The organism is Acidimicrobiales bacterium (genome assembly GCA_033344915.1).
GTDB lineage: Bacteria > Actinomycetota > Acidimicrobiia > Acidimicrobiales > Aldehydirespiratoraceae > JAJRXC01.
In genome coordinates this window covers 1,535,820-1,551,290 of record JAWPML010000001.1, presented here as the reverse complement: position 1 = coordinate 1,551,290, position 15,471 = coordinate 1,535,820, and the positions used below count along the sequence as shown (strand labels likewise).

Annotated in this window: 14 protein-coding genes; 5 read left to right on the top strand and 9 right to left on the bottom strand. The window is 69.8% G+C overall.

Annotation, left to right across the window (positions count from 1 at the left end):
- Position 1: 1 nt before the first annotated feature.
- From R8F63_07425 to R8F63_07415, 3 genes are all read right to left on the bottom strand, one after another.
- A complete protein-coding gene (locus R8F63_07425; protein ID MDW3218430.1) occupies positions 2 to 814 on the bottom strand; it encodes a hypothetical protein in 813 nt (270 codons plus the stop codon).
- Positions 815 to 876: 62 nt separating this feature from the next.
- Positions 877 to 2,034, bottom strand: coding sequence for a M20/M25/M40 family metallo-hydrolase (locus R8F63_07420; protein ID MDW3218429.1), 1,158 nt, complete (start codon positions 2,032 to 2,034; stop codon positions 877 to 879).
- A gap of 12 nt (positions 2,035 to 2,046) precedes the next feature.
- The gene (locus R8F63_07415) at positions 2,047 to 3,282 is read right to left on the bottom strand and encodes an S-layer homology domain-containing protein (protein MDW3218428.1); all 1,236 of its coding nucleotides are present in this window, start codon (positions 3,280 to 3,282) and stop codon (positions 2,047 to 2,049) included.
- Positions 3,283 to 3,536: 254 nt separating this feature from the next.
- On the opposite strand from R8F63_07415, the gene R8F63_07410 reads away from it, so the two are divergent.
- From R8F63_07410 to R8F63_07400, 3 genes are read left to right on the top strand one after another with little or no spacing between them, the layout of a single operon-like run.
- Entirely contained in the window at positions 3,537 to 5,960 is a 2,424-nt protein-coding gene (locus tag R8F63_07410) for a winged helix-turn-helix domain-containing protein (protein MDW3218427.1), read from the top strand.
- A 56-nt stretch (positions 5,961 to 6,016) separates the two neighbouring features.
- The gene (locus R8F63_07405) at positions 6,017 to 7,216 is read left to right on the top strand and encodes an amidohydrolase family protein (GenBank protein ID MDW3218426.1); all 1,200 of its coding nucleotides are present in this window, start codon (positions 6,017 to 6,019) and stop codon (positions 7,214 to 7,216) included.
- A complete protein-coding gene (locus tag R8F63_07400; GenBank protein ID MDW3218425.1) occupies positions 7,216 to 7,674 on the top strand; it encodes a hypothetical protein in 459 nt (152 codons plus the stop codon). The genes R8F63_07405 and R8F63_07400 overlap by 1 nt, the downstream gene beginning before the upstream one ends.
- 15 nt (positions 7,675 to 7,689) lie before the next feature.
- Here the strand turns inward: R8F63_07400 and R8F63_07395 are convergent, their stop codons facing one another.
- Entirely contained in the window at positions 7,690 to 9,027 is a 1,338-nt protein-coding gene (locus R8F63_07395) for a multicopper oxidase domain-containing protein (GenBank protein MDW3218424.1), read from the bottom strand.
- Between the two features lie 169 nt (positions 9,028 to 9,196).
- Between R8F63_07395 and R8F63_07390 the strand changes: the two genes are divergently transcribed.
- Positions 9,197 to 10,486 carry a hypothetical protein gene (locus R8F63_07390; protein MDW3218423.1) on the top strand — a complete coding sequence of 430 codons (1,290 nt, stop codon included), beginning with the start codon at positions 9,197 to 9,199 and terminating at the stop codon, positions 10,484 to 10,486.
- A complete protein-coding gene (locus tag R8F63_07385; protein MDW3218422.1) occupies positions 10,483 to 11,244 on the top strand; it encodes a crotonase/enoyl-CoA hydratase family protein in 762 nt (253 codons plus the stop codon). The genes R8F63_07390 and R8F63_07385 overlap by 4 nt, the downstream gene beginning before the upstream one ends.
- On the opposite strand, the gene R8F63_07380 is transcribed toward R8F63_07385, so the two are convergent.
- From R8F63_07380 to R8F63_07360, 5 genes are all read right to left on the bottom strand, one after another.
- A complete protein-coding gene (locus R8F63_07380; GenBank protein MDW3218421.1) occupies positions 11,241 to 11,714 on the bottom strand; it encodes a GNAT family N-acetyltransferase in 474 nt (157 codons plus the stop codon). The genes R8F63_07385 and R8F63_07380 overlap by 4 nt on opposite strands.
- A gap of 2 nt (positions 11,715 to 11,716) precedes the next feature.
- On the bottom strand, positions 11,717 to 12,142 hold the full coding sequence (locus tag R8F63_07375) for a hypothetical protein (GenBank protein ID MDW3218420.1): 426 nt from the start codon (positions 12,140 to 12,142) through the stop codon (positions 11,717 to 11,719).
- A complete protein-coding gene (locus tag R8F63_07370; GenBank protein ID MDW3218419.1) occupies positions 12,139 to 12,603 on the bottom strand; it encodes a hypothetical protein in 465 nt (154 codons plus the stop codon). The genes R8F63_07375 and R8F63_07370 overlap by 4 nt, the downstream gene beginning before the upstream one ends.
- A gap of 107 nt (positions 12,604 to 12,710) precedes the next feature.
- Positions 12,711 to 13,799, bottom strand: coding sequence for a LysM peptidoglycan-binding domain-containing protein (locus tag R8F63_07365; GenBank protein MDW3218418.1), 1,089 nt, complete (start codon positions 13,797 to 13,799; stop codon positions 12,711 to 12,713).
- 45 nt (positions 13,800 to 13,844) lie between these two features.
- Complete coding sequence (locus R8F63_07360) at positions 13,845 to 15,464, bottom strand: FAD-dependent thymidylate synthase (GenBank protein MDW3218417.1); 1,620 nt, start codon at positions 15,462 to 15,464, stop codon at positions 13,845 to 13,847.
- Positions 15,465 to 15,471: the final 7 nt, after the last annotated feature.

Genomic DNA, 15,471 nt, shown 5'->3' with positions numbered 1-15,471 from the left:
GCTATGAGATCGTGGCCGTGATGTCGACCTCGTAGATGGCACCGTCACCGCTGAACGTCATCGTCTCGGTCTTGGCGGCGACGTCCTTCCACCACACGCCGCCGGTGGCGTTGGCGGGGAGGGCGCCGACCAGGCTCGACTCGACCAGGTCGCCGAGAGCGCCGTAGGACGCGACCCACACCGTGAAGCCGACCGCGATCGGATCGTCCGGGTTGCCGAGCGAACCGAGGAACAGAAGGATCGAGTCCCACACGCCGGGGGTCACCGCCGCTTCGACGTTGGCCGCGGCTGTCGCGAGGGCGTCGGCCACCGCCTGCGGGTCGGTCAGCTGGGCGATGGTGAGCGGCTCCACCTGGTTGACGAGCTCGGTCTCGAGGGCTGCCTCGACATCGTTCATGAGGTTGTTGATCGTGCCCCACGGCGTGAGATCGCTCTCCATGACGACCATCACCGTGCCGACGAGCTCGGGAACCCGGCCCTCGGCCAGCAACTGCTGGAATGTGGAGTGCTGGATGCCCGGGAAGTCGACGGTGCCCATCGCGGCGGGGATCGAGGCGCTGTCGCCGTCGTCCATGCCGCTGCCGAGCTCCTGGAGGTTGCCGATGAACTGCGCCGACGCGGAGCCCGCAGTGCCGGGGATGACCCGCCACTTGATGACGGCGACGTAGGGCTCGTCGCCGTTCTGGAGGAATCCGTCCTCCTGGGCCTGGACGACCGTCAGCTCGGTGGCGCCGACCTGCACGGTGCAGGCGGCGGCGACGAGCGCCAGGAGCAGGACCAGGGGGAGGGTAAGTGACCGTCTAGTAACATGCATGTGACCATCATCACATGCATGTCCCGGGTTCGCAAGCGCCACGGAGCGTGAGGGAATTGCTCTCAGGGCGTGAGAAAGCCGTCGCAGTCCGTGCCGTCCTCGAGCAGGTTCACGAGCGAGAGCGAGTTGGTGAAGAGCGAGTTGAGTGCGGCCGCGTCGAACGCCCCGGCGCCGGCCGCGACGATGGCATCGATGTCGGCGGAGATCGACGTCAGCGTCGCCTGGTCGGACGCCGAGAAGAGGCCGAGGTCGGCGAGTCCGGCATCGACGAGGGTCTTGATGACGACGGCGTCGGCGAAGGTGCCGGCGGGTGCGGCGGTGAACGTCGGCGTGGTGACACCGGCGGCGAGCTCGTTGACCAGGGCGACGCCGATGTCGCGCTGCTCCTGGAGTTTCCCCTGGTCGAGGACATCGTAGGTGTCCTCGGTCGTGTGGTAGCAGGAGCCGGTCGCGTCCGTGAAGAAGACCGTCGGCACGTCCGCGGCGGCGAAGTTCGCGTGGTCGGAGCGGCCGAGACCGAAGATGAGGCTCAACTGGAAGAGATCGAGCGTCGACCCGGCGCCGGCCGCGGTCACCGCGCCGGTCAGTGCCGCGCCGCCTGTCTCCGCGCCGACCGCGAGCGTGTCGTTGCGCAGACTCCGGAGCAGGTTGGCGCCCTGGATGTCGTAGTTGACGTAGGCGACGGCGTCCTCGAGGAGCGTCGCGTTGGTGGCGACCCAGGCGTTGCTGCCGAGCAGCCCGGCCTCCTCGCGGTCCCACAGGGCGAAGATCACGGTGCGCTCGGGCGCCGGGCCGTCGTCGAAGATCGCCGCCGCGATCTCCAACACAATCGCGACGCCGGCGGCGTTGTCCGTGGCGCCGTTGCAGGTCGCCGTGCCGCCGGTGTTGTCGCAGCTCGCGAGATGGTCGTAGTGGGCGCCGACGATCACGTACTCGTCGGGCGTCGTCGCGCCGGGCACGCGGCCGATGATGTTCGTGCCGGAGGCGAAGGCGTCCTCGTAGGACGCCACGTTCGTGGTGCCGTCCATCGCCTCGACGCCATGGGCTCGTAGGTACTGGATGATGTAGTTCGCCGCATTGTCGTGTCCGGCGGTTCCCGGAACCCGGCCGCCGAAGGACTCACCGGCCAGGACCAGGACGTGGACGTGCGTGCATGCGCCGGCCGCCATCGCGAGGGCGAGCAGGAGGGCGAGACGGCTGACGAATCGGCGCAGGGGCATGCCCCGAGCCTGTCAGCTCCCGTCGCCTCCGTCATCTTGCGCGTCGTCGAGCAGGCGCCACAGACGGGCCAGGAACGCCGCCATCTGCTTCCGATCCACCGGGTCGGCGGGGGAGTAGGTGGTCGGCGACGTGCCGGTGGTGATGCCCAGCCGCCAGAGGAGCTCGATGTCGGCCGCGGCATACGAGGCCGGGTCGACGTCGAGGAGCGGGAACGGGGGATCGTCCTCGCTGGGCACCGGTGGATCGGCGAAGAGGCGGTGGACGCGGGCGAGGAACGCCGCCATCTGTTCCCGGTCCACGGTGGCGAACGGGTCGTAGGAGCGCGCACCGGTGCCCGTCGTGACGCCGAGGTCGAAGAGGAGGGCCGCCGGCTCGTAGGCGTAGGACGTCGGGTCGATGTCGTCGAACGGGTACGGCTCGGCGGGGATGGCCGGGTCCGGTTCGGGCTCCGGGTCGGCGGGGGCGAGGTCGGTCCACGTCCGGGCCAGGAACGCCGCCATCTGTTCGCGGGTGACGAGGTCGTCTGGGGAGAAGGTGGTTTCGGACGTACCGGTGGTGATGCCGAGCTCCCAGAGGAGCGCCACGTCGAGGTAGGCGTAGGACTCCACGGGGACGTCCCCGAACGGATGGGGCGGTTCGGTGGTGGTCGTCGTCGTGGTGGTCGTGGTCGGGAGGGGATCGCCGCCACAGTTGGTCGAGACGAAGACCTCCCACGGGTCGATGATCTCGCCGGCCATCCGGATCTGGATCTGGTTGGCATCGGGAAGGATCCAGGCGCGGGCGTCGTCGTAGTCCCGGCTGTCGAAGTACTCGAGGTGCAGGTGCGCGTGGGTGGCGTTGCCCGTGTCGCCCAGCAGGCCGAAGAGCTGCCCCTCGACCACGGGGGAGTCGATGGCGAGTCCGTCCGGCACCGAACCGTCGACGAGATGGATGTAGCGCACGGTGATCTCGCCATAGTCGATCTCGACATAGGTGCCGGCGGAGACGTGCCAGCCGATCCAGACGATCGTGCCGTCGGCCTGGGCGATCAGCGGCTGTCCGAGATCGTGTTGCGGGTCGCTGTAGGTCCGCGAGGTGCGGTTGAGATCGAGGTTCCAGTCGTTCAGCCCGTGGCCCGGTCGGGTGCCGCCGTGCCATTCGGAGCCGCACTCGAAGGGTGCGTGGATCGGCGCGAAGTCGAACGAGTTGTCGGCCGCGGCGAGGTCGGCGAAGCCGAAGACCGAGGCGAGGGCGGCCAGGCCGAGCATCCAGCGGAGCCGGAGTCGGCGAAGGCCGGACGATCGAACAGATCGAACAGAGTGCGGAAGCGACATGAGTCCTCCCGCCCGCAGCGACACGAACGTACACCCCACGCCACCTCATCGGCCATCGCGCGCCGGGGCTTGACGCCTCGGACCTCCAGGACTTTACATAACGATGATTTCCGGCGTTGCGTGGCGCACTGAGTGGGCTGCGCTCCAGGGTTTTCCCGCCGCCCCGCCCCATGGGCGAGACTGGACCCGTGCGGGGTATCGAACGACTCATCGGGCGCGACGAGGACGCGAACGCCGTCGCGGAACTCCTCGCCGAGCATGCGCTCGTCACGATCGTCGGGCCCGGTGGCCTCGGCAAGACTTCGTTGGCGATCGCGCTCGCCGCAGACCTCGCGGACGACCACCCGGGCGGGTCCCATGTCGTCGAGCTCGCCGGGCTCGCCGCCGGCGACGACGTGGCCCACGCCGTCGCCCGGCAGCTCGACATCGACACCATGGAGTCGCTGCACCTGCGCGTCGCCGGGCGGCGCACGCTGATCGTGTTGGACAACTGTGAGTCCGCCATCGCCGGCGCGGCGGCTTCGGCCGCCGCGCTCACGAGCAGCGGCGACATCCGGGTGCTGGCCACCAGTCGGCGCCCCCTCCGCCTCGATGGCGAACGGGTGTACGTGCTCGACCCGCTCCCCCTCCCCGGCGTCGGTCCGCCCCGCGAGGTCCCGCAAGCCCCCGCGGCCCGGCTGTTCATCGAGCGCTCACGCGAGCACGGTGCGACGTGGGAGGAGGACGAGGCGAACCTGGCCGCGGTCGGCCGCGTCGTGCATCGCCTGGACGGACTCCCGCTCGCCATCGAGCTCGCGGCAGCGCGCAGTCGTGTGCTCACGCCACCCGAGCTGGTGACGCATCTCGATCGACAGCTCGACGTTCTCGCCCGGCCCGGCGACGACGGACGCCACTCGTCGCTGCGCCGCGCGATCGAGTCGAGCTACGCGCCCATGGACGAGGCTCGCCAGGAACAGTTGCGCCGCCTGGCCGCGGTCCCCGGTCCGTTCGACCTCGCCCTCGCCCATCGGGTGGCCCCGGCCGGCGAGACCGAACTCGACACCCTCGACGGTCTCACGGCGCTCGTCGACAGTTCTCTGGTCGACGCTCGCCCCGGTGCGAACGGCGTCACGCGATATCGCCTGCTCGACAGCATCCGGGCCTACGCCCACGAGCAACTGGAGGCGTCCGGCGATCTGGCCGGCGTCAACGAGGCGTTCGTGGACTCCATGGTGGAGGTGGCCGACGCCATTCTCGCGGCCGGCATGCGCGAGTTCTCCACCGAGGTCCTCGCCCGCATCCGTGACCGCTTCTCGCTGCTGGTCGCCGCGCTCAACTGGACGCTCGACCACGACGAGACCGCCGGCCGGGCCTACCGCTTGATCCTCCCGTTCTACGGTCCCACCGGCGCCCGCTCCGAGGTGGCCGGCCTTGCTCGGCGCGTCGCCGCAAGATGGGACGGCGACGCACCGCTGAAGGCCGAGGCGATGGCCGTGATGGGCACGGTGAACTTCGTGGCGGCGGACTACGAGAACGGCTCCCGCTTCGCGACCGCCGCGATCGAGCATCCCGACGCGTCCGACCTCGCCCGGCTCATCGGCTACCGGACGCTCGGGATGATCGCCGCGACGGAGCAGGACCTCGCGGAGGCGAAGCGTCTCTTCGAGGAAGGCCTCGCCATCGGCGCCGACATCGTGGCATTCGCCCGGGAACTCAGGATCTCCTGGGCCGCGGTCGCCCTCGACGCCGAGGACCGCGCCGGGGTGATCGCCCAGCTCGAGGGGTTGCTGTCCGAGGCGCGCGCCTCCGACGAGGCGATCACGATCGTGTGGGCGGCGAGCACGATGGCGGTCCACCGGATCGCCGCTGGCGATCTCGCCGCGGCCGAGCGGGCGGCGGACGAGGCCCGAGCGGCGGCGGACCGCTCGGGCGTTCCGTGGGCGGCGAGCACGGCGGCGCGGATCGCCGGGTCGGTCGCCGCCGTTGCTCACGGGTGGGACCGCGCACTCCCCTTCTTCCGTCAGTCGCTCGACGTGACCGTTGCGGGCGGCGACATGGAGGGCATGGCGATGACGTTGCGATCCGCCGCGGGCTCCGCGGCGTTCACCGGCAACACCGAAGTGGCGCGGTCGCTCTGGTCGACCATCCCCCTCACCCAGGGAATTCCGGTGCTGCGCTCCCCCACCCATGATCTGGAGATGGCGCTCCAGGACGAACTCGGCCGACCGGCGGGTACGGATCTGGTGTCGCTCTCCGGTCGAGCCCGTGCCCTTCTGGAGGGTGACTCCCCGTCGCCGGCGGGCACCTCCCCGGCGTCCGGCGTCGTGTATCGCTTCGGCGACAACGAACTGGACGTGGGACGGGTCGAGCTACGGGTGGGAGGCGTTGCCGTGCACATCGAACCGCAGGTCCACGACGTGCTGCTCCATCTGGTCGAGAACGCCGGGCGCGTCGTGACCAAGCACGAGCTGATGGACGAGGTGTGGGGCGACCGGTTCGTGTCCGAGGCGGCGTTGTCCTCGCGGATCGCCCACGCCCGCAGGGCCGTCGGCGACGACGGCAAACGCCAGGAGGTCATCAAGACCGTCCACGGTCGTGGGTTCATGTTCGTCGCCGAGGTCACCACGACGTGACCCGACGCGCCTTCCGGCGATGTGCGGCCACCGTCTGCTCCCACTAGAACCGCGTCATGGCGCAGGACCGCTACACGATCATCTCGGCCGACTGCCACGCCGGTGCCGACATCGCGGCGTACAAGGACTATCTCGAGTCCTCGCACCACGAGGAGTTCGAGGAGTGGGCCGCGAGCTACGTCAACCCGTTCAGTGACCTGAGCGATCCGACCCGGGTGCGCAACTGGGACACCGAGTACCGCCAGCGCGAGCTCGAGGCCGATCATCAGGTCGCCGAGGTGATCTTCCCGAACACCGTGCCGCCCTTCTTCCCCACCGGCCAGCTCGTCGTCCGGCCACCGGCGAGTGGACGCGAACACGAACTCCGTCAGGCCGGGCTCCACGCCCACAATCGTTGGCTCGCGGACTGGTGCGCCGAACTCCCTCATCGTCGGGCCGGGCTCGCCCAGATCTTCCCGAACGACGTCGACACGGCAGTGGCGGACATCCACTGGGCGAAGGAGAACGGCCTCAGGGGAATCCTGTTCTCGGCCATCCCGCCGGACGCCGGCGTGCCCGCACTCTGGGATCCGATCTACGACCCGGTCTGGGCCGCGGCCGCGGAGACGGGCCTGCCGGTCAACCAGCACGGCGGCGCAGGGATCCCCGACATCGAGGGCGCCACGGGCCGCAACTTCCTGATGCTGATGGAGGTGCCGTTCTTCGCCAACCGGAGTCTGTGGCATCTCATCATCGGCGGGGTCTTCGAACGCTTTCCGGACCTTCGCTTCGTCATGACGGAACAGGCCGTCGGCTGGGTTCCCGACGTCCTCGCCCGGATGGACACCTACTGGGGTCTGATGACCAGTGCGGGTCGAGTCGGGGAGATGCCCGCGGACGCCGATCTCATCCCCGAGGCACCCTCCACCTACTTCCAGCGCAACTGTTGGATGGGCGCGAGCATGCCCTCGCCGGACGAGGCGGACGCGATCAAACGCCTCGGGGTCGACAAGGTCATGTGGGGCAGCGACTACCCCCACCGCGAAGGCACGTACCCGTACACGCTCGAGTCGCTCCAGTACTCGTTCCACGACTGGTCGGAGGACGATCTGCGGACGTTGCTGGCCGGCAACGCGGCGGACGTCTACGGCTTCGACCTGGGCCCGCTCGAAGAGATCCCGGTCGGCCCGTCGGTCGAAGAGGTGGCCCGGCCACTGGGCGAGAAGCCGACGGACACCCACAGCATGGCCTTCTCGCCGCGCCGCCTCGCCCACTGATGGAGGCCTTCGCCGCCGCGGGCGCAGGTTTTCTGCTCGCGGTGTTGTGGTTCGACCTGATGCACGACGAGATGGCACGGGGCCACGACGGCGATGCCCTCCCCGATCCCGTCATCGAGGGCGTGACCCGCTACTACGCCCAGGTCACGCGAGGGGCGTCGCCGATGAGCCGCCTCGTGGGCCTGGCCATGGTGGGCTTGCTGGCCGCACTCGTCACCCAGATCGTGGCCGGACACGACCCGCCATGGGTGGCGATCGCCTCGTTGCCGCTCGCGCTGATCGGCATCGTGACGGCAATCGCTCGCACCGTGCCCACCGCGGTTCGCCTCGGCGCGGGAGAGTTCCCCGAGCCCGACGCCGCATCCCGTGCGATCCGCACGATCCGCACCGACCACCATGTCGCGTTCGGGGCCATGGCGGCGGTGCTCGTGATCCAACTGGTCAGCGCGGCGAGCTAGGGGCGGACGGCGCCGCTAGGTCACCACGATGGCGGTGACCATGCCGAACATCCCCTCGTCCCGCTCGACGTGGGTGAGGATGTGGCAGTGCCACACCCACGTGCCTTCGAGGTTCGGGTTGATCAGCACGGTGTAACGCTCCCCCGGTGCGACATTGACGGTGTCGGCGACATACGGATTGTCGAGCGGGAAGCCGTCCTTGGCCACGACGATCTGGGGGAACTGGTGCAGGTGCATCGGGTGGATCTGGAGTCCCTCGTTGTAATAGGTGACCGCGGCCCACTCGCCGGACTCGATGACGTAGGGCTCGGTCGCGGGGAAGGACTTGCCGTTCAACGAGTAGCCGATCACGCCGGCGTCGTTGAGCACCATGGGGATCTCGTGGTCGATGACGAGGTCCTCGGGAATCTCGATGCCGCTGACCGTCTGGCCGCGGGGCACCGGGATCTCGCCGACCGTGAAGACCCCGAAGAGACCGTTGGGGATGGCCATCTGGCCGTGGTGATGGGCGTGGTACATGCCGATCAAGGCTCGCTCGGCCACGAACTCGTAGGTGTAGTCCGACCCGGACTCGATCAGATCCTGGGTGATCGGGGCCACGCCGTCCTGGTCGTTGGGCGTCGGGATGCCGTGCCAGTGGATGTCGGTGCCGAGGGGCAGGTCGTTCTGGACGTTCACCCGCACCTTGTCCCCGACATCGACCCGGATCTCGGGGCCGGGCACGATCCCGTTGTAGGTCCAGGCGTCGACGATTCGGCCCGGTTCGACCTCCCACGGCGTGATGGCGACCGTGAGATCGAACTCCTTGGTCCCGTCCGGAAGGATGGTGGGCGCGAGCGGCACGTTGCCGAGGCCTTCGGTCTCGGCAGGGAACGCCCGGATCGAGTCCAGCATGGCCGCATCGAGATGGGCCCAGTCGGGCTCGTCGCTGCGCTCGGTCGAGATGAGAGTCGGCGCCGCGTCGGCTTCGGGAACCACGGTGAAGGTCGTCGTCATGCCCGACTCGCGGTGGCCGGGAATGTCGCAGAAGAGCTCATAGGTCCCCGGTGCGAGGTTGCCGAGATCGAGGAGCGTGTGCTCGCCGGACTGGAGGTCAGCCGTCTGAGGGCCGTTCGCGAGCTGCACGTTGTGGGGCGCCGCGCCGGTGTTGAGCACGTCCAACACGACATGGCCGGCCGGAACGGTGAGGTCGCCCCGGATGGCGAACTCGGACAGATCCACGAGGGGCACCACGGCGTCCGTGGGGACGTCATCGAGTTGGACCTCGCCGAGCAGTTCGTCGTCGGGTGCGCATCCGGCCAGGACGACAACCAGGACGAGGGCGAGGAGCGCTCCTCTTCGTGCGACAGACACGTCGTTTCTCCGATCACGGGCGCGCCCGTCGCGCCCATCCGCTGCACCTTGCGGCCTGCCGGTCGACAGGAGAAGGGACCTAGGTCCCGGCCCGTCGGTTTCGTGAGTCGCCGATCATGTCCCCGCAACGAGTCGCCGCGGCGCGCGGTGGCCGATACCGTTGCTCCCCGTGGCACGCAGGCTGGACATCGAACTCACCTCTTCACGCGACGACGGCACCTGGACGTGGCGCGCCGCGGGAGCGAAGAAGCCCAAGGGGGTTCTCGACGGATCGCTGATCCCGGACGGCGTCGGCATCGGCGATGTGGTGAAGGTCGAGGCCGAGGCCTACATGGAAGGCCTCGAGATCACGACGGTCTTCCCGCCCAAGACCGCCCGCAAGCAGCCCGAGACGCTCGAGCTGCTCGGCTCGGGACGCGACGAACCCCTGGTCACGCAGGTCCTCGCCCCGAAGGGCAAGGGACGCGGTCGGGGCCGCGACGGTGAGCGTGGACGCGGCCGGGGCGGACGCGATGGCGACCGCAAGGGACGCGGTGGGCGTGACGGCCGCGACAATCGGGGCGAGCGTGGCGAACGGCGGGAGCGGCCGAAGGCCCCGGCGCGACCGAAGGCGCCCCGCCTGCGGCCGGGTCGTACCCACCGTCAGGCCGCCCTCAAGGCCCTGCCGCCGCTTCAGCACAAGCTGGCCGACGAGGTGCTGCGAGGCGGCGTGCCGGGTGTGCGACAGGCCGTGGACCGTATGAACGAGAAGGCGGCCGCCGAAGGCATGCCGAAGATCAAGACCGAGCCGCTCGTCGCGCTCGCCGAGAAGCTCGCGCCGTCGCTCAAGGCCGCCGAGTGGCGCGACCGGGCCGAGGCCGCGCTCGCCGGCATCACCGAGATCGACGTGAAGGACATCCGCAGCGTCGTCGTGGCTGCCGACTCCGGCGCCCGTGACGACGAGTCCCGGGCCCTCGCCGACCAACTCCGCGAGGGACTGACGGCTCGCGTGGACGCCGAGCATCGCAAGTGGCTGGACGAACTCGCGGAGAACATCGCCCAGGGCCGCACCGTTCGGGCGCTGCGGGACAGCTCGCGGCCGCCGAAGGCCGGCGCTCCCCTGCCGCCCGACATGGCCGAGCGCCTCGCGGCGGCCGCCTCGGCGTCGCTGACGAGCGAGGTCACGCAGGATCGCTGGGCCACGGTGCTGGATGCCGTGGCGTTCTCGCCCGTGCGGGGCCAGGTCGTGCCCGAGGGTCAGCCCGAGAAGCCGAACGACCAGCTCCTGGCCGCCGTGCGCAAGCACGCGTCGAAGGTGCCGGCGATCGCCGCTTCGTTCGGTGTCGAGGCGCCGGCCCCCCGCAAGCGCGGCGGGCGTCGCACGCCGCCTCCTCCTCCGAAGGCGCAGGTGCCGCCCCCGCCGGCGCCCGCTCCAGAGGTCGCGCCCGCTCCGGAGGCCGCGCCCGAGGTCGCCGAGTGATCACCTTCGACGTCGAAGGCAACGTCGCGATCATCTCGCTCGACCGGGTCGAGGCGCGCAATGCGATCAACGGGGAGATGGCCGAGGCGATCGAGGGCGCCATCGACCGCCTCGAGGCGGATGACGATCTCTGGGTCGGCATCCTGACCCACAACGGCCCGGTGTTCTGTGCCGGCGCGGATCTCAAGGAGATCGCCGCCGGGCGGGGCGGCTCGCTGGGGACGAAGCGGGGCGGGTTCGGTGGCATCGTCCTACGGGAACGGACCAAGCCGCTGATCGCCGCGGTCGACGGCCATGCCGTCGCCGGCGGCACCGAGATCGCCCTCGCGTGCGACCTGCGGGTGGCCTCCGACGCCTCCCGGTTCGGCATTCCGGAGGTCAAGCGGTCACTCGTCGCCGCGGCCGGCGGCCTCGTCCGGCTGCCGCGGGTGCTCCCACCGGCCATCGCGATGGAGCTGGCCGTCACCGGCGACGAACTCGACGCCGAGCGCGCCTTTCACTTCGGGCTGATCAACAGACTGTGCGAGCCGGGGGAAGCCGTGACCGCGGCGAAGGAGCTCGCCGCGCAGATCTGCGCGAACGCGCCGCTCGCCGTGCGGGCCAGTCGGCAGCTGATCCTCGATGCGCCGGGTCAGACCGACCGCGAAGGCATGAAGGCCGCGGCGGCGGCGATGGCCGAACTCGGCACCACCGAGGACTTCGCCGAGGGGCCGCGGGCCTTCATCGAGAAGCGGGACCCGGTCTGGAAGGGCCGTTAGGAGATCGATCGGTGGACGCGTAGCGCACGCGCCACCAGACCGAACGATTCGAAGAAGTTCTTCGTCTCGCGATCACCCGGGAGCGCGATCGAATCGATCCCGATGCAGCCGACCGACCCGGCCCATTCGGTCACCGCGATCATCATCGCCTCACCCACGCCCACTCCCCTGCCCTCGGGCAGCACGTAGAGATCGGTGAGATCCGCGACGGTCTCCCCGTCGTGCAGAGGTTCCACGGAGGCGATCGCGTAGCCGACCACCACGCCGTCGATGCGGCCGGCGATGACGGCGTGGCGGGCCGGATCGTCCAACATCGACGCGATCGCTTCGGCGTGGGGACCGGGACGGGCTTCCCGGCGTCGCCACATCTCACCCCCGCGGTGGGGTGTGAGCTCCTCGGCAGCAGCCTCCGCGAGGGCGCCGATGTCCGCGACGTCGCCGGGACCCGCGGTCGCCGCGTCGACCTCCATCGTCAGCCCTGGAGCTGACGAATGCGGTTGATGACGGTCGCGCGGCCCCGGTGGGACTCCTCGTACGCCAACACGTCCGCGAGTTGGGACTCGTCGAGCGGCGGGAGATACGGCAGCAGCTCCGGCGCGGTCAGGTCGTCGTAGTCGTCGATCGGGAGCCGGGATCCGGCCTCGTCGGGACGAGCCGTGGAGCCGGGATCGCCGGTCAGGACGACGCCGACGACCGACGCGATCTGTTCGATGATGCGCCGCATCTCGTTCTCGCCGCGATCCGATGCCACCTTGCCGGCGAGCCGCGTGAGCGCCACCTGGCCGCGACCGCGGTCGGCGAGCTTCGGGATGAGCTCCTTGGCTTCGAGCGCGAGACCGATGGGGGCGTAGACGAACAGATCGAGCAGTTGCTCAGCGATCGGATCGTCGTCGCTCATGGGACGTCGACCGGCCCTCCGCAGTGAGGGCATTCACCGTCGATCACGGCCGCGCTGTTGACCAGCAGGAAGCAGTTCGGGCAGGAGAACTCGTGCTCCTGGCGGGCGACGACCGGCTCAGCCTCGCCCGGTGGGGTCGGCGCGGGGCGGGGCGGCTTGCCTTCGTCCTCGTCGTCGTCCTCGTCCTCGTCGTCGCCGGCCGCGATGCGGTCCTTCAGGATCGCGTCGAGATCCGCCTCGACGTCGTCGTCATCGTCTTCGTCGTCGTCATCGGTCCCCGGGCGCGCTGGTGTCGCGACATCGTCTTCGTCTTCGTCGTCGTCGTCGTCACCCTCGGCAACGACATCGTCGGCGTCCTCGAAGTCGTCCTCCTCGCCGTCGAACTCGTCGTCGGCGTCGATCTCGTCGTCGTCGAGTTCGTCGTCGTCGCTCTCGTCTTCGGGTGGATCTACGTCAGCCATGGTTCCTGCGTCTCAGAGGTTGCGGCGGATCATAGACACTGCGACGGGAAGCGCAACGCCGAACGACTCGCTTTTCTGATGCTCGATCACACGGGATTGTGCCCTGTTCAGGCCCGTTGTTGGCGGATTTCGGTCACCGCGGCGACATATGTCGCGCCGCGGGTGCCGATGCCCTCCTCCTGCACGCTGGCGAGACCCTGGGCCCAGGCCGCGACGGCCTCGTCCTCGGTGTGGGTGCGATCGAGGAGGTAGCGCAGGAACCGAGCACCCATCTGGATGGCCTCGTCGGCGTCGAGCGGGTCGAGATCGCGACCCAGGAGTCCGCCCTCGATCAGCTCGACGGTCGCCGGGCTCAGCTGCATGACGCCGAGGTTGCCCGTGGGGCCGACGGCGTCGGGTTGCCAGCTCGACTCCTTCCACGCGATCGCCTCCAGGAGATCCTGGGGGACGTCGTAGGTGTCGGCCCAGTGGGCGAACATGGGGACGAGCAGGACCTCGTCCGCGTCGCGGTCCGCGGTTCCCGCCGGCACGGTGGTGGTCGGCACGGTGGTGGGCGGCACGGTGGTGGGCGGCACGGTGGTGGGCGGCACGGTCGTCGTGGTGGTCGGGGTCGAGGGGGCCGGCGCGTCACCGTCGATCGTCAGCTCGACGCCCTCGCGGATCCGGTCGATGTCCGCGATGTCGTTCGCGGCCGCGAGGTCGGCGATCGTGACACCGAGTCGGGACGCGATGGTCCAGAGCGTGTCCCCCGCCACCACGGTGTAGGTGCGAGCCGGTGTGGTCGTCGTGGTCGTCGCCACGGGCGCGTTGACCCGGATGGTCTGGCCTTCGACGATGCGGTCCGGGTCGTCGAGGTCGTTGGCCTCCACGAGGCGGGCGATCGACACGCCGAACCGCCGGGCGATCGCCGACAGCGTGTCGCCGGCGGTCACGACATGCACGCCGGCGCCGTCACCGACGGCCGACGGCGACGACGCGTCGGGGGCGGACACGATGAGCGTCGCTCCGGCGACGATGCGGTCCGGGTCCTCGAGGTCGTTCCAGGCGACCAGCTCGGCCACGGTCACGTCATGGCGGCGGGCGATCGCCGACAGGGTGTCGCCCGGTTCGATGACCACCGTGGTGGTCGCGAGCATCGTGGCGGCGACGAGAACGATCATTGCGCCGATCGGTCGCCAGATCTGATGGGGGTGCACGGGGAGCCTCCGGACGGCTCCACCCGCTTCCGAGGCAGCAATATATCAGCCGAGATCGCGGCTGCGGCGACGCTCCTCGGCCCGGCGCTCCGCGTCCAGGCGTCCGAGTGCCGGTTCCCCGGAATGATCCACGAATCGCATGGCTTCGGCGATCGCGTGATGGCCGGCCTGCTCGGCGATCGCCGTGTGCATCCGCTGACACACGCGGCGGTACGCCTCGTGGCCCTGCGGCGTGGTGCGCAGCTCGAGCATGTGCATCGCCTCGCGGGCGTTGAACTGCATCGAGTAGCGCACCCGATACGCCAACGCCACGGCGTAGGGCGCCTGCTCCGGCAGCTCCCCCATCAGCGCGCCGTGCAACGCCGAGGAGCGCTCCATGGCCCCGCGGAACTCCTCCTCCACGCCCGCGGCCCGAACCGCGTCGGGCATCACGTAGCCGTGGCGGGGCGAGAGCGGCTGCCAGTCGATCGTGAGCATCCGGTGGCGTTGCAGATCGCGGAACGCGCCATAGTCGGAGAGGATGTCGAAGCGATAGTCGGTGCGTTCGAACGCCCGCCCCGGGCGCTGGCGCCGGTTCTCGCGGTGGCCGACGTAGGCGGTGATCACGTCGAGGCGGTCCTGCACCGACATGGCCCGCACCCGCGCCTCGATCGTCGTCTCCGACAGGGAGGTGTGCGGGTAGAGCATCGCGGCGACGGCCTTGACCTCGCCGTCCGGATCGAAATCGACGAGGTCGACCACATCGTCGTCCACGACCCCGCCGGTCTCGTCGCCGAACAGGCTGTCGACCATGGCCTCCATGGAGTCGCGGGTGTCCGCCAGGTAGGCGCTGGTGCGTTCGCCGCGGTCGGGCAGGTCCACCCGCTTGAGGAACGACGGCACGACCTTGCGCAGCTCGGTGAGCATCAGGTCGGCGTAGGCCCGGCTCTCCGGCAGCGGGTGCGAGCGCATGCGCAGCAGGAGCGCCTCGTAGGCCTGCCCGGTGCCGTAGATGCCCAGGTTGGACAGTGAGGACGCGGGGAGCATGCCGCGGATGGCATCGAGGGCCCGGGCCTTGATGGCGGTGCGGTACGCGAAGTCGCTGTCCGACGCGTCCTTCGGCGTCGTCGCCCGGAAGAACTCCTGCATCTGCGGCACGAGACCCGAGTAGCTGTCGAAGATCCGGTCCATGTCGGCGATGTAGCGGGTGCCGAGCGAGCTGCTGAGGATCTCGGGGTCCCGGTAGTAGCGATAGCGGCCACCGAGACGCTGGTCGTAGGCGATGTAGCGGGTGGACTGCTCGAGGTAGGCCATGAGCCGCCCCCACTCGAGCACCTTGGTGAGCAGGTTGCTGGCCTGCTCACACGCGAGGTGCACGCCGCCCAGCTGGGCCACGGAATCGTCGCCGTACTCGAAGAACACCCGGTCGTAGAGTTCCTCGGCCCGCCGCAGGCCGACCGTGGCGTCGATGGTCTGGTCGCCCTCGATGTCGAGGTCGCCGACGAACTCCTGGAGGAACAGCCGCCGCAGACTCAGCGGGGACCGGGAGTAGCGGGCGAACAGTGCGCCCTTGACGACCTCGGGGAGGTTGACCAGCGCGAACACGGGTTGGTCGAGGTTCGTGAAGTAGCGGCGCAGGATGTCGGCCTCTTCGGCGGTGAAATCCTCGGCGATGTAGACCGTCATCGGACCG